The organism is Malikia sp. (genome assembly GCF_028687635.1).
Lineage (GTDB): Bacteria > Pseudomonadota > Gammaproteobacteria > Burkholderiales > Burkholderiaceae_C > Malikia.
This window is the reverse complement of record NZ_JAQTZS010000010.1, coordinates 22,795-36,431: the sequence shown is the minus strand read 5'-3', so window position 1 is coordinate 36,431 and position 13,637 is coordinate 22,795. Positions and strand designations below refer to the sequence as shown.

The 13,637-nt window shown below is 67.4% G+C and carries 11 protein-coding genes; 5 read left to right on the top strand and 6 right to left on the bottom strand.

The window, feature by feature from the left end; genetic code table 11:
• Positions 1 to 17 precede the first annotated feature (17 nt).
• Both PHR85_RS08155 and PHR85_RS08150 read left to right on the top strand, forming a co-directional pair.
• The gene (locus PHR85_RS08155) at positions 18 to 398 is read left to right on the top strand and encodes a hypothetical protein (RefSeq protein ID WP_300052804.1); all 381 of its coding nucleotides are present in this window, start codon (positions 18 to 20) and stop codon (positions 396 to 398) included.
• On the top strand, positions 382 to 1,239 hold the full coding sequence (locus PHR85_RS08150) for a formate dehydrogenase accessory sulfurtransferase FdhD (protein ID WP_300052801.1): 858 nt from the start codon (positions 382 to 384) through the stop codon (positions 1,237 to 1,239). The genes PHR85_RS08155 and PHR85_RS08150 overlap by 17 nt, the downstream gene beginning before the upstream one ends.
• Positions 1,240 to 1,381: 142 nt before the next feature.
• On the opposite strand, the gene PHR85_RS08145 is transcribed toward PHR85_RS08150, so the two are convergent.
• Entirely contained in the window at positions 1,382 to 2,515 is a 1,134-nt protein-coding gene (locus PHR85_RS08145; RefSeq protein WP_300052798.1) for a prolyl oligopeptidase family serine peptidase, read from the bottom strand.
• A gap of 178 nt (positions 2,516 to 2,693) precedes the next feature.
• Between PHR85_RS08145 and PHR85_RS08140 the strand changes: the two genes are divergently transcribed.
• The 3 genes from PHR85_RS08140 (at position 2,694) to PHR85_RS08130 (ending at position 7,355) form a co-directional block, all read left to right on the top strand.
• Positions 2,694 to 4,001, top strand: a complete 1,308-nt coding sequence (locus tag PHR85_RS08140; protein WP_300052976.1) for a replication-associated recombination protein A — start codon at positions 2,694 to 2,696, stop codon at positions 3,999 to 4,001.
• 43 nt (positions 4,002 to 4,044) lie between these two features.
• Entirely contained in the window at positions 4,045 to 5,589 is a 1,545-nt protein-coding gene (gene lysS / locus PHR85_RS08135) for a lysine--tRNA ligase (RefSeq protein WP_300052795.1), read from the top strand.
• 242 nt (positions 5,590 to 5,831) lie between these two features.
• On the top strand, positions 5,832 to 7,355 hold the full coding sequence (locus tag PHR85_RS08130) for a methyl-accepting chemotaxis protein (RefSeq protein WP_300052793.1): 1,524 nt from the start codon (positions 5,832 to 5,834) through the stop codon (positions 7,353 to 7,355).
• A gap of 29 nt (positions 7,356 to 7,384) precedes the next feature.
• On the opposite strand, the gene rpoH is transcribed toward PHR85_RS08130, so the two are convergent.
• The 5 genes from rpoH to PHR85_RS08105 form a co-directional block, all read right to left on the bottom strand.
• Positions 7,385 to 8,329, bottom strand: coding sequence for an RNA polymerase sigma factor RpoH (gene rpoH / locus PHR85_RS08125; protein WP_300052790.1), 945 nt, complete (start codon positions 8,327 to 8,329; stop codon positions 7,385 to 7,387).
• Positions 8,330 to 8,460: 131 nt separating this feature from the next.
• Positions 8,461 to 10,314, bottom strand: coding sequence for a TRAP transporter large permease subunit (locus PHR85_RS08120; RefSeq protein WP_300052787.1), 1,854 nt, complete (start codon positions 10,312 to 10,314; stop codon positions 8,461 to 8,463).
• Positions 10,311 to 11,348, bottom strand: coding sequence for a TRAP transporter substrate-binding protein DctP (gene dctP / locus PHR85_RS08115; protein WP_300052784.1), 1,038 nt, complete (start codon positions 11,346 to 11,348; stop codon positions 10,311 to 10,313). The genes PHR85_RS08120 and dctP overlap by 4 nt, the downstream gene beginning before the upstream one ends.
• 15 nt (positions 11,349 to 11,363) lie before the next feature.
• Positions 11,364 to 12,257 carry a TRAP transporter TatT component family protein gene (locus tag PHR85_RS08110; protein WP_300052973.1) on the bottom strand — a complete coding sequence of 298 codons (894 nt, stop codon included), beginning with the start codon at positions 12,255 to 12,257 and terminating at the stop codon, positions 11,364 to 11,366.
• 108 nt (positions 12,258 to 12,365) lie between these two features.
• Positions 12,366 to 13,622 carry a chloride channel protein gene (locus PHR85_RS08105; protein WP_300052782.1) on the bottom strand — a complete coding sequence of 419 codons (1,257 nt, stop codon included), beginning with the start codon at positions 13,620 to 13,622 and terminating at the stop codon, positions 12,366 to 12,368.
• Between the last annotated feature and the right edge of the window lie 15 nt (positions 13,623 to 13,637).

The window sequence follows — 13,637 nt, the reverse complement described above, 5'->3', positions numbered from 1 at the left end:
CGCGCCCAGGAACCCACATGAAACTGAAAACCCTAGCGCTGCTCGCCCTGTTGCCCGCTGCCGTGCTGGCCAAGCTGCCGACGTCGGAGCTCAGCCCCGAGGACCAGGCCAAGGCGGCCGAGACCAAGGCCCGAGCCGCGCACCAGACCCGGGTCGATGGCTACAAGACCTGCCTGGCGTCCGAGAAGGCGGCCGCGCATTACTTCAAGACCCATCCCCAGGCGGCCAGGCCGGCGGTGGCTCCGGCCTGTACCGATCCCGGGCCATTCGTCGCCGCCGTGCCAGCACCCGCTGCGCCTGCGGCCAATGCTGGCGCAACCGCAACCGCAACCGCAACCGCAACCGCAACCGCAACCGCCGCAGCGCCCGTGCCCAAGAACAGTGACAAAAAGCCCTGAGCTGACCCAGGCTCGCGCGCCGCAGACCTGTCAGGTCACGGTGCATGACGAGTTTGGCCAGCCGCGCGAGATCGCCATTCCCGCCGAGCGCGACCTGACGATCTATGTCGATAGGCGCGAGCTCGTCACGCTGATGACGCTGGGCGCCCATCCCGAGTGGCTGGTGCTGGGCTATCTGCGCAACCAGCGGCTGATCGGCTCGGTCGATGAGATCGAGTCGATCACGGTCGACTGGGAGGTCGGTGCCGCTGCGGTCAGGACCCGCCATGGCATCGCGGCGATCGAGGATCGTACCGCGCGCCGCGTGGTCACGACCGGCTGCGGCCAGGGCAGCGTCTTCGGCGGCCTGATGGACGAGGTCGACCTGATCGAGCTGCCGTCCGAGGCCCAGCTGCGTCAGTCGGATCTGTACGCGATCGTGCGCCAGATCCGGCAGCAGGACTCCGTCTACAAGCGCTCCGGCTCGGTGCATGGCTGTGCGCTGTTTCGCGGCTCCGAGCTGCTGCTGTTCGTCGAGGATGTCGGCCGCCACAACGCGGTCGACACCATCGCGGGCTGGATGTGGCTGCAGGACCCGGCAGCAATGCAGGGCGCGGACAAGGTCTTCTACACCACGGGCCGGCTGACCAGCGAGATGGTGATCAAGTCGGCCCAGATGGGGATTCCGGTCGTGGTCTCGCGCAGCGGCACGACGCAGATGGGACTGGCCGTGGCCGAACAGGTCGGGCTCTGCGCGATCGGCCGCGCGACCAACGAGCGCTTCCTGTGCTTTTCCCATCCGCAGCGTTTGGTGCGGGATGTCGTGCCCCAGCGGCCCGAGGTGCTCGCCGCCAGCGCGTAGATCCCGCCCAGGCGCACCTCGATATGAGCAGCGAGATCGCACCGCAGCGCTGGCGCAGCCACGCCGCTGCGTGCGGCAGTTGGCTGCTCATGGCGTTCCGGGTGCGGCGGCTGGTCGCAGTCGGTGGCTTGGCATGGCTGGCTCAGGGGCGTTCAGTGAGTCGGCGCGTCATCGCCATGATGGCCTTCATCTGGGGCGCGGACTTGTAGGCGTAATCGTTGCGCCACCAGTAGCCGCTGTAGCCCCACCAGTCCCAGCAGCCCGTGGGGTTGGTGTTCCACCAGAGGGAAGACCGGTTGACCTGTGGGTAGAGCACCAGCAGGCGGTTGGTCTCGGCCCAGCGGTTGTAGCCTGCGTCGCGGTGAAAGCGCTCGGGCTGCTGGGTCTCCTGCAGGGATTGGTCGGACTGCAGGCAACCGTGCAAGGCGACATGCACTTTGCAGTTCGAACCCGCTTCTGTGCAGACCTGCGGCACGTAGAGGTAGCCTGTGTCAGCCATGTTGGTCGCGCCGCTAGTGTAGGGACGCTGGTCGAAGGCTACGATCTGGTCGGAAGACGCGGTGCCCGGTGGATTCAGGGGGGCTTTGCCCGGCGACTCATAGATATGCTTGAGCAGTTCGCCGGCCTGGTCGTATGGCTGATCCGTCTTGTCGATCTGGCAGTGGCTGATGTAGGGGCTCGCGTTGTCCGGGCAGTCGTTGCCCTGGCCCGGGGAAATCACCGCATGGCCTGCGCCAAGCTGGTTGTCGTATTTGAGGTGCTTGACCCCGGCTTGCTGAAAAAACGATACCGTCGCCTTGGTTGCCGGCTCCAGCACGATCTCATCCTTGCTGCCATGGAAGACGTAGATGCGCCGGTTCGCGAGATGGGCGACGTCGTCTATCAGGCCCTTGGCGGCCAGGTTTTGCAGCTCCTTGCTCGCCCTGTCCGCGTCCTCCTGCAAGGAAGGGCTTTTGCCCATGCAGTGCTCCAGTTTTTCGATTGGCGACCAGGTACTGTACAGATTGCCCGCGCAGTAATAGGGTCCACCCGCGATCACGCCGGCGCCGATGATGTCCTTCGAGTAGGCCACCTGCAACTGCACCGCCATGTAGGCGCCGGATGAGAGACCCGAGACCGAGGTCTGGGTCGGGTCGGCGCCGTAGGCCTGCAGCGCGGGGGCCTGGGCCAGCGCGCCGGCGTACAGCAACGAGAAGCCGACCGCCGCGAGAATCTTGGTCAGCCCCCCCTTTGGGTCGCTGTCTTTCGCCGCTGCGGGTTCATGCGATAGCTTCATCTTGGTTGCTCCCTGTTCAGATGATCCGATGGCCGGCCGGTGGAGCGCGACTCGGGTTTTGATGGAAATGAAATGTCCTTGGAGCATCCTAATGGGATAGGATGAATTCGACAATCGTTGAATGGGTCGAGCGATACGGCATGGTGTTCGTCGCCCGCAGGACCCCGACCACCGGATAATCGAGACCGTGAACAAGCCTCATGTCCCGCTGGCCGAGCAGCTGCGCCCGCACCGCCTCTCGGAAGTCATCGGCCAGCAGCACCTGCTCGGGCCTGGCATGCCGCTGCGCATCGCCTTCGAGTCGGGCCGCCCGCACAGCTGCATCCTCTGGGGGCCGCCCGGGGTCGGCAAGACCACGATCGCGCGCCTGATGGCGCAGGCCTTCGACGCGCAGTTCATCGCGATCAGCGCGGTGCTCGGCGGGGTCAAGGACATCCGCGAGGCGGTGGAAAAAGCCGAGCATGTCAGGGACGGCCTGCAGCCGCGGGCGACCATCGTCTTCGTCGACGAGGTGCACCGCTTCAACAAGAGCCAGCAGGACGCCTTCCTGCCGCATGTCGAAAGCGGCCTGTTCACCTTCGTCGGCGCGACGACCGAGAACCCGAGCTTCGAGGTCAATTCGGCGTTGCTGTCACGCGCGGCGGTCTATGTGCTGCAGCCACTGTCCGAGGACGATCTAGCCCGGCTGGTGCAGCGCGCGCAGGCGATCGGCGCGGTGCCGACGCTGGAGCAAGCCGCGTTGCAGCGGCTGCTGGCCTATGCCGATGGCGACGCGCGTCGCCTGCTCAACACGCTGGAGACGCTGGCGGTCACCGCGCAGGCGCAGCAGCTGCCTGAAATCACGGACGACTGGCTGCTCAAGGTGCTGGGCGAGCGCATGCGCCGCTACGACAAGGGGGGCGAGCAGTTCCATGACCAGATGTCGGCGCTGCACAAGAGCGTGCGCGGCTCGGACCCCGACGCGGCGCTGTACTGGTTCGCGCGCATGCTCGACGGCGGCGCCGATCCGCGCTACCTGGCGCGGCGCATGGTCCGAATGGCGAGCGAGGACATCGGCCTGGCCGACCCGCGCGCGTTGCGCCTCTGTCTCGACGCGGCCGAGGTCTACCAGCGCCTCGGATCGCCCGAGGGCGAACTCGCGCTGGCCGAGGCGCTGGTCTACCTCGCGGTGGCGGCCAAGAGCAATGCGGTCTATCAGGCGTTCAACGCGGCCAAGGCCTTCGTGAAGCAGGACGGCACGCGGCCGGTGCCGCTGCACCTGCGCAATGCGCCGACCAAGCTGATGAGGGAACTGGGCTACGGGCACGAGTACCGCTATGCGCATGACGAGGCGGGCGGCTTCGCCGCGGGCGAGCACTACCTGCCAGACGGCATGGCAAGTCCCGGCTTCTACCGTCCGGTCGAGCGCGGGCTGGAGATCAAGATCGCCGCCAAGCTGCGCGAGCTGGAGGAACTGAACCGCCAGTCGCGCGAAAAATTAGAATAGGGGTTTGTGCGCAGGCCGCGCACGCCGCAACCCCCCTAGCCCCATGACGCAAGAACACCACGCCATCCCGGCCGAAGAACACAACCAGCTGATCACCGAGCGCCGCGAGAAGCTCAAAGGCCTGCGCGAGGCGCAAGCCGCCGGCCAGGGCCCGGCCTTCCCGAACGACTTCAAGCCGCAGCACCGCGCCGAGCAGCTGCAGGCCGAGTACGGCCATATCAGCAACGAGATGCTGGAGCCGATGAAGGTGCGCGTCTCGGTCGCCGGCCGCATGATGCTCAAGCGCGTGATGGGCAAGGCCAGCTTCGCGACCGTGCAGGATTCGTCCTTCGGCCCGACCGGCGGCCGCATCCAGGCCTACATCAACAACGAGGGGGTTGGCGAGGCCATCCACGCCGCCTTCAAGCACTGGGACCTGGGCGACATCATCGCGATCGAGGGCGAGCTGTTCAAGACCCGCACCGGCGAGCTCACCATCAAGGCCGACCGCATCCGCATGCTGACCAAGAGCCTGCGTCCGATGCCCGACAAGTTCCACGGCATGCAGGACCAGGAGACAAAGTATCGCCAGCGCTACGTCGACCTGATGATGGATGAGCAGGCGCGCAAGCGCTTCATGGCGCGCAGCCTGGCCGTCACCAGCATCCGCGAGTTCATGGTGCAGCACGAGTTCCTGGAAGTCGAGACGCCGATGCTGCACCCGATCGCCGGTGGCGCCAATGCCCGGCCCTTCACCACCCACCACAACGCGCTGGAGCAGGACATGTTCCTGCGCATCGCGCCCGAGCTGTATCTCAAGCGGCTGCTGGTCGGCGGTTTCGAGCGGGTGTTCGAGATCAACCGCAACTTCCGCAACGAAGGCATCAGCGTGCGCCACAACCCCGAGTTCACCATGATGGAGTTCTACGCGGGTTACTGGAACTACCTCGACCTGATGGTGTTCACCGAGCAGCTGATCCGCCATGCCGCGAACCGCGTCTGTGGCACCGGCAAGCTCAGCTACCAGGGCCAGGATGTGGATCTGGAGGCCCCGTTCGAGCGCCTGACGATCCGCGAGGCCATCCTCAAGCACACCGAGGCTGGCGACAGCGTGGACGACCGTGACTGGCTGATCGCGCAGTTGCGCAAGCTCGGCATGGACCCGGTCAAGGACCGGCTGGACAGCCGCAGCCTGGCTGGCCTGCAGGTGATGTACTTCGAGGAGACGGTCGAGGACAAGCTCTGGAACCCGACCTTCATCTGCAACCACCCGACCGAGATCTCGCCACTGGCGCGCGCCAGCGACAATGATCCGAGCGTGACCGAGCGCTTCGAGCTCTACATCACCGGGCGCGAGGTCGGCAACGGCTTCTCCGAGCTCAACGACGCCGAGGACCAGGCCGCCCGCTTCCATTCGCAGGTGGAGAACAAGCATGCCGGCGACGACGAGGCGATGTTCTTCGACCACGACTTCGTGCGCGCGCTCGAGCACGGCATGCCGCCGGCTGGTGGCTGTGGCATCGGCATCGACCGCCTGATCATGCTGCTGACCGACAGCCCGAGCATTCGCGACGTGGTGCTGTTCCCGGCGCTGCGCCGCGAGAGCTGAGACGGGTCTGGCACCCGCCTGGAGTCGCCTAGGGTTTGTCCCGTGGCGCCGTGGGCGGTTTCCCGCTGGGCGGCATCATGGGCGAGACGGAAAGTCCGGTCGATTCTTTTCGATCGGTCTTTTCGACATGGATCGAATCCATTGTCATATGGGTTACTTTTAAAACCCTCCTTAGAATAGCCCTTTCGCCGCCTAGGAGACAAACCGTGCGAGTGGCCAAGTATAGGATTTGGGTTCAGTTGTTGATCACGATCGCCGCGGCTTTGTGCGTGGTCTGGTCGGGCGTGATCGTCTGGCAAAGCTATGTCTACCGCGAGGCGGCGCTCAAGCAGGCCGAGGATTATTCGCTGAGCATGCACAGCGCCACCATGGCTGGCCTGACGGGCATGATGGTGACCGGCACGGTCGGGCAGCGCGACGTGTTCCTGGACCAGATCAAGCAGCTGGGCACGATACGTGATGTGCGGGTGCTGCGCGGCGACAGCGTGACCAAGGCCTTCGGTCCCGGTAATGACAAGGACGACCGCGAGCCTGACGTGGCCGAGCAATGGGTGCTCAATAATGGTCAATCGCTGATTCAAGTCGAATCCGACGCCAAGGGCGAGTACCTGCGTGCCGTGCGTCCGGCGCTGGCCAAGTCCGATTATCTCGGCAAGAACTGCCTGCAGTGTCATCAGGTGCCGGAGAACACGGTGCTGGGCGCCGTCAGCATGAAGGTGTCGCTGGAGCAGGTCAACGCCCAGCTGGCCGATCAGCGTTTCAAGTCGATCCTGGCTGCGGTCATCACGGGCATTCCGGTGCTGATGCTGATCTATCCCTTCATCCGCAGGGTGGTGACGCAGCCGCTGGAGCAGGGCGTCCAGGTCGCCAGGAGCATCGCTGCCGGCGATCTGACGCAGTCGATCACGGTCGACTCGCGCAATGAAATCGGCGAACTGCAGCAAGCGCTCAAGGACATGAACGATGGCCTGGTCAAGATCGTCGGTCAGGTGCGAGCCGGCACCGACACCATCTACCAGGCCGCCAGCGACATCGCCAGCGGCAACGCGGACTTGTCCTCGCGCACGGAACTGCAAGCCAGTACCCTGGACAAGACCGCGTTTTCGATGCGGGAGCTCACCTCCGCCGTCAATCAGAACGCCGACAGCGCGCGCCAGGCCAATCAGCTCGCGCTGGCGGCGTCCGAGGTGGCCGTCAAGGGCGGGGCCGTGGTGTCGCAGGCGGTCAGCACGATGGAGTCCATCAATGCTTCCTCGAGCAAGATCGTCGACATCATCGGCGTGATCGACGCGATCGCCTTCCAGACCAACATCCTGGCGCTCAACGCGGCAGTGGAGGCGGCGCGTGCCGGCGAGCAGGGACGCGGCTTTGCCGTGGTGGCGTCCGAGGTGCGCAGCCTGGCGCAGCGTTCGGCGACCGCGGCCAGGGAGATCAAGCAGCTGATCGACGATTCGGTCGAGAAGGTCGGCGCCGGTCGCGTCCTGGTGCGTCAGGGCGGCGAGACCATGGACGAGATCGTCGCGAGCATCGGTCATGTGACCGATATCATGGGCCGCATCGCCAACGCCAGCTCCGAGCAGACCGTGGGCATCGAGCGCGTCAACAGCGCCATTTCGGACATGAACAACGTGACGCACCAGAACGCGGCCATGGTGGAGCAGGCCTCCGCGGCGGCGCAGTCGCTGCAGGACCAGGCCGGGCATCTGGAGGAGCTCGTCGGCGTCTTCAAGCTCGACCCGTCGGGCGCTCGCGGCATCAAGCTCTGAAGCCGGCCGGCCAGCTTGGTGGGCCGGGCTCAGGCGTAGGCTTCGAGTGCCTTGCGCATCTTCTTCATCGCGGCGACCTCGATCTGGCGGATGCGCTCGGCGCTGACGCCGTATTCGGCCGCCAGTTCGTGCAGCGTCATGCCGCCCGAGCCGTCGTCGTTGACCTTGAGCCAGCGCTCGGCGACGATGCGGCGCGAGCGCGGGTCGAGCGCTTCCAGCGCCTCGCTGATGCCCTCGCTGGCCAGCAGGTCGCGCTGGGTCGCCTCGATCACCGCGGTCGGCTCGTGGCGGGCATCGGCCAGCCAGGCGATCGGGCCGTAGGCATCCTCGCCGTCATCGCCCGGGCTGGGGTCGAGCAGCACGTCGCCGCCCGACATCCGGGTCTCCATCTCGATGACTTCCTCGCGCTTGACCTTGAGTTCCTGCGCGACGAGGTCGATCTCGTGCTCGCTCAGGCGTTCGCGGTGGGTGTCGGCCTCGGCGGCATCGGCCTTGAAGCCCTGCTTCATCGAGCGCAGGTTGAAGAACAGCTTGCGCTGGGCCTTGGTCGTGGCGACCTTGACCATGCGCCAGTTCTTCAGGATGTATTCGTGGATCTCGGCCTTGATCCAGTGCAGCGCATAGCTGACCAGGCGCACGCCTTGCTCGGGGTCGTAGCGCTTGACCGCCTTCATGAGGCCGACGTTGCCTTCCTGGATCAGGTCACCGTGTGGCAGGCCATAGCCCAGGTATTGGCGCGAGACAGAGACCACCAGGCGCAGGTGCGACATCACCAGCTTGCCGGCGGCTTCGAGGTCGTTGTCTTTTTGCAGACGGCGGGCGTAGTCGCGTTCCTCGTCGGCCGAGAGCAAGGGAAGCCGGTTGACCGCGCTGATGTACGCGTCCAGATTGCCCAGCGGCGGCATGGTCAGGGAACTCTTGCCCCAGCTGCTTGCGGGTTGGGCCAGGGCGTGGGTGGTGGCGATGGCGGTCATGTCTTGGCTTCCTCCTTCCCTTGTGGGGATGCTCGAATGTTAGCACTCTGTTGGATCGAGTGCTAAGAGGAAAGTTCCGATCCCGCAAGGCAGATGGGGGTTATAGCGCAGTTTTGCAAGCGCGACCAGCCTCAAGGCAGCAGCAGCCCGGGCAAGCCGGTCGCCAGCACGGGCAGCCAGGCAATCGCCAGGGTGCCGAGGAAGATCGCCAGCAAGGCGGGCAGCACGGCCAGCGCGACATAGCGCACCGGCTTGCCGAACATGGCCGATGAGAAGTAAATGTTCATGCCCGCCGGCGGACAGAGGAAGCCCATTTCCATCGCGGCCAGGAAGATGATGCCGAAGTGCACAGCATCGATGCCGTAGCTCAAGGCCACCGGCAGCAGCAGCGGCACCAGCACCACGATGGCGGCGAAGATCTCCATCAGCGCGCCGGCCAGTAGCAGGAACAGCGTCAGCGCCAGCAGGAAGACGAACTGGTTCGGAATCAGCGCCTGCACCGCCTCGATCGCGGCGTCCGGGATGCCGGCATCGATCAGGTAGTTGGTCAGTCCGAGCGCCATGCCCAGGATCAGCAGCACGCCGCCGATGATCTGGGCCGATTCGCTCAAGGCCTGGCCCAGCAGGCGCCAGGAGAGTTCCCGGTGCGCCAGCGACTGGGTCAGCACGGCGTAGAGCGCGGTCAGCGCGGCGCTTTCGGTGGGCGTGGCCAGGCCGCTGACGAGCGAGCCGATCGCCACGAAGGGCGCCAGGATTTCCCACTTGGCGCTCCAGGCGGCCGTCAGGATCAGGCGCCGGTCGCGCGCTGCGGCGGGGTTGATCCGGCTGGCCGGGCTGGCAGGCTCCGAGGCCTTGCCGCGCTTGAGGTAGCCGCCGAAGATCAGCAGGAAGCTCACCATCACGGCGGCGGGCAGCAGGCCGGCCAGGAACATGGTGTTGATCGGCACCCGGGCGATGATCGCGTACATGATCAGCGGCACCGAAGGCGCGAGCAGCACGCCCAGGGCGCTGGCGCTGGTCACCAGGCCGATGCCACGCCGCTCGGGGTAGCCGGCCTGCTTGAGCAGCGGCAGCAGCAGGCCGCCGAGCGCCAGGATGGTGACGCCGCTGCCGCCGGTGAAGGCCGTGAAGCAGGAACACAGCACGGCCGCCGCCAGCACGGTGCCGGTCACGCCCTGACCGAACAGGGCGACGAACAGGTCGCCCAGGCGCTGCGCGGCGCCGGTGCGGGCAAACACCAGGCCGGCCAGGGTGAACAGCGGCAGGGCGGGCAGCGAAGGGTTGACCGTGATCTGGTAATGCGACAGCGCCACCGACGCCAGCGGCATGCCGTCCTGCCAGAACAGCGCCAGCGCCAGGCCGCCCAGGGCCGCGAAGATCGGGGCCCCGGCCAGCAAGGCGGCCAGCAGCAGCAGGAGTCCCGGCCAGATCGTCAGGGCGCCGCCGTCGAACTGCCAGGCCAGCAGCAGGCCGGTCAGCGGGCACAGCAGACCGCCCGCCAGCCGGCCCCAGGGCATGGGCAGGCAGCGCGCGCCCAGCTTCACGCCCAGCAGCGCAAAGCCCAGCGGCATGCTGGCTTGCACCCACCACAGCGGCATGCCGTAGGCCAGGACATGCGAGACCTCCATCTCGCTGGCGACCAGGCGCCAGCTGGCCAGCGCGAGCATGCCGCAGACCAGCGCGGCCACGGCGTGGGCCAAGGCGTGCAGCAGCGGGTTCGGCCGCGTGCCGTCGGCGCGGGCGCCACCGGCCAGCGTCGTCAGGTGTCCGTGCCGTTCGGCCGCCAGCGCGCCGAACATGGCCAGCACCAGGCCCAGGTGCTGCACCAGCACTGGCGCGTTCTCGATGCCGCGTCCCATCAGCGGGCGCAGCAGGATCTCGATCGCCGGAATCAGCGCCATCAGCACCAGCGCCACCGACGACAGCAGCTCGTCGGCCTTTTCGAGGCGCTTTAGGTGAGCGGTCAGCACAGCGCTCACTTTCACTTGCCCTTGCCGGCGCGGTAGGCTTTCAGATGGACCATGACTTCATCGAAGGTCTCGGCCGGCACCAGGGTGCCGCGAATGCGCGGGTAGAGCTGTTCGGCCAGCGCAGTCCATTCCTTCATCTGCTCGGCGTTGGGGCGGTGCACGGTCAGGCCGCGTTTCTTCATGGCCTCGACCGCTTCCTCGACTTCCTGCCTGGCCTTGGCGCGGATCTGGACGCCGGTCTTCTCGCTGGCGGCGCGCAGGGCTTGCTGGGTGGCGGGGTTCATCTCGTCCCAGGCCTTCTGGGTGACCACCAGCGCGCCGACGATCGGCGCCCAGTTGATTTCGAGCATGTGCGGCGCGCTGGTGTAGATCTGGGTGGCGAGCGCGAAGTAGGGCGTGGAAGGCACCACGCTGATCATGCCGGTCTGGATCGCGGGCAGGATGTCGGTGGTTTCTAGCGGCACCGGGGTGTAGCCCAGGCTCTTCATGATGGACTGCTGTTCGGGCTCCGAGCCCCAGGCGAAGAACTTCATCTTGCGGTAGTCGTCCGGGCGCAAGGCGGCTTCCTTCGAGAAGAACCTGACCCAGCCCGCGTCGCCCCAGGTCAGCACGACGAAGCCCTTGTCCAGGAACTTCTTCTCCATGGCCGGGCGCATCTTCTCGCGCACATGGTCCACTTCCTCCCAGTTCCTGAACAGCAGCGGCATGACCTGCAGCGCCGCGATCGAGGGTTCGATCTCGCGCAGGCCCACCACCGACAGCAGGGCGCCCTGGAGCTGGCCGATGCGCATGCGGCGCGCCATCTCGGCCTCGCCGCCCTGGCTGCCGTCGGGATAGACCAGATATTTGGCGTTGCCGCCCTGGGCCGCGCGCCAGCTTTCGCCGATCTCCAGCAGCTGCCGGTGGTAGAGCGAGTTCTTCGGCACCAGGGTGCCGATGCGCAGCGGCTTGTCGGCCGCCGTCGCCAGCGAGCTGCCGAGCAGGGTGACCGCGAGCAGGGCGGAGGAAGCGATTTTTTGCCAGGGGCGGTGGCGCGGGAGGGTGATCATGGCGGGCGGGTCGGGTCAGAACAGGTCGTCGGCGGTTTCCAGCAGCCAGAGGGCGCGCTGCTGCATCACCTGGTTGGACAGGTCGCCGCGGGTGGCGCTGGCGGCAAGCGCTTGCCGCAGCAGCGCCTCGAAGGCGGGTCGGTCGCCGACGGGCAGCGCGAGGGTTTCGGCCTTGGCCACATAGGGGCCGGCGTTCTGGCCCGCGCTGGCCGCGATGGCCTGATCGAAATAGCGGGTGGCCTGCTGGCGCGAGCCACCGGCCCGAGCCGCCTCGAAGCTGCCCATCAGGCTGGCGAGCGCGCCGTCGCCGAAGGCTGGCGCCACCCGCCAAGCCAGCTCGGCCAGCCGCACCGCCAGCGGCAGGTCGGCCACCACCTCGGGGTCGTCCTTGGACAGGGAGATGTAGGCGCCCCAGGAGGTGGCGGCCCAGTAGGCGACGCCGACTTGCGATTCGCTGATCCGGGGCCAGCGCTGTGGATCAGGCTGTGCCAGCGCCCGCGCGAAACCGGGCTGGGCCTGTTCCAGCGCGGCCATGGCGTGGCGGTGCGCGCGCAGGTAGAGTCGTCTGGCCCGCTGGTCGAGCTTGTGTGCCTTCCTGGCATCCTGGGCGGCCAGTCGTTCGGCCTCGAAGGCGACGAAGGCGTAGCCGTACTGCGTGAAGCCGGCCGTGACCGCTTCGGCCAGCTTGAGGTTGCCGGGCGATTCGCGCAGCAGCGATTCCGACAGCTTCAGGTAGAAGGCGCTGGCCTCGCGCGCGAGCTCCAGGTCTTCCTCCTGCGCCTGGCCCTGGCTGGCGAGCGCATCGCCCATGCCCTGGACGATGAGCTGGCGTGGCGAGCAGGCGGCCAGCGCGCAGCACAGCGTCAGCAAGGCCAGCGAGAGAAAACGGGGCAGGTGGCCGCAAGGCATGGTCACGGGGCTCCCTGTGGGGCGGTCGGCAAAAGGGTTGGGTGTCGCAGGGCGGGCCTGCGCGCGGATCAGACCGGAAATCTACCCGGGGCGCGTGAAGGAATCGTGTCAGGCTGTGGGTGGCCGGGGCTGAGCGACCTTGCCCTCACCGGCTCGCTGCGACTTGTAGATGCCCAGCGGGCCGGAGCAGAGGTAGCTGGCCGCGCAGGCGATCGCGGCCGGCACGCCGAGCGCGGCACCGAACAGCTCGACCGCCATCAGCGTGCAGGCCAGCGGCGTGTTGGCCGCGCCGGCGAACACCGCGACCAGACCGACCGCGGCCAGCAGGTCCAGGGGCAACCGCAGCAGCGGCGCGAGCGCGTTGCCCAGCGTCGCGCCGATGAAGAACAGCGGCGTGACCTCGCCGCCCTTGAAGCCCGAGCCGATCGAGGCCGCCGTGAACACCAGCTTGCCCGCGAAGTCCCAGGCCGGCAGCGGCTGCTCGAAGGCTTGCTGGATCACTGGCAGGCCCAGGCCGAGGTAGCGCTCTGCGCCGAGGATCCAGGCGACGGCGGCGATCACGCAGCCGCCCAGCAGCGGGCGCAGTGGCGACCAGGCGATGCGGTGCTTGAACTGCGCGGCCAGCGCGTGGCTGGCGCCAGCGAACAGCCTGGCAGTCAGGCCGAACAGCACGCCGGCCAGCAGTAGCGCAGCGAGCTGAAGCAGCGACAGCGATCCGAAGGGCGCGACGGCGTAGTGCGAATGCGTCACGCCCCAGAACAGCGCGATCCGGTCGGCCAGCAGCGCCGCGACCAGGCAGGGCAGCAGCACGGCGTGACGCAGGCGTCCGACCGCGAGCACCTCAAGCGCGAACACCGCGCCGGCCAGCGGGGTGCCGAAGACCGAGCCGAAACCGGCCGCGATGCCGCACATCAGCAGCACCGGGCGTTCCTCGCGCGCCAGCTTGAAGGCGCGTGCGAGCTGGTCGGCCAGCGCGCCACCCATCTGCACCGCCGTGCCCTCGCGCCCGACCGAGGCGCCGAACAGGTGCGAGATCACGGTCGCCAGCAGCACCAGTGGCGCCATGCGCAGCGGCAAGGCCTGGCGCGGTTGGTGGATCTCGTCGATCAGCAGGTTGTTCCCGCCGTCCGATCGGCCGCCGAGCTGGAGGTAGACCCAGCCGACCGCGAAGCCCGCCAGCGGCAGGCCGGCGAGCAGCCAGGGGTTGACCAGGCGCGTCGCCGTGGCCCAGTCGAGCGCGTGCAGGAACAAGGCCGACGCGCTGCCGGCCAGCAGCGCGACACCGGCGGCCAGCAGCAGCCCGCGTCCGAGTGTGGCCAGGCTGGCGATTTGGTTGGTGCGGGATTGGGCGGGGGCTGGCTTCATGGGCAGGCGTCATCT

What these genes read in the sequence shown, in the direction of transcription:
- PHR85_RS08105 (WP_300052782.1), bottom strand. Translation starts at nt 13,622, where the DNA reads ATGAAGCCAGCCCCCGCCCAATCCCGCACCAACCAAATCGCCAGCCTG.
- rpoH (WP_300052790.1), bottom strand. Translation starts at nt 8,329, where the DNA reads ATGACCGCCATCGCCACCACCCACGCCCTGGCCCAACCCGCAAGCAGC.
- dctP (WP_300052784.1), bottom strand. Translation starts at nt 11,348, where the DNA reads ATGATCACCCTCCCGCGCCACCGCCCCTGGCAAAAAATCGCTTCCTCC.
- PHR85_RS08145 (WP_300052798.1), bottom strand. Translation starts at nt 2,515, where the DNA reads ATGAAGCTATCGCATGAACCCGCAGCGGCGAAAGACAGCGACCCAAAG.
- PHR85_RS08110 (WP_300052973.1), bottom strand. Translation starts at nt 12,257, where the DNA reads ATGCCTTGCGGCCACCTGCCCCGTTTTCTCTCGCTGGCCTTGCTGACG.
- PHR85_RS08155 (WP_300052804.1), top strand. Translation starts at nt 18, where the DNA reads ATGAAACTGAAAACCCTAGCGCTGCTCGCCCTGTTGCCCGCTGCCGTG.
- lysS (WP_300052795.1), top strand. Translation starts at nt 4,045, where the DNA reads ATGACGCAAGAACACCACGCCATCCCGGCCGAAGAACACAACCAGCTG.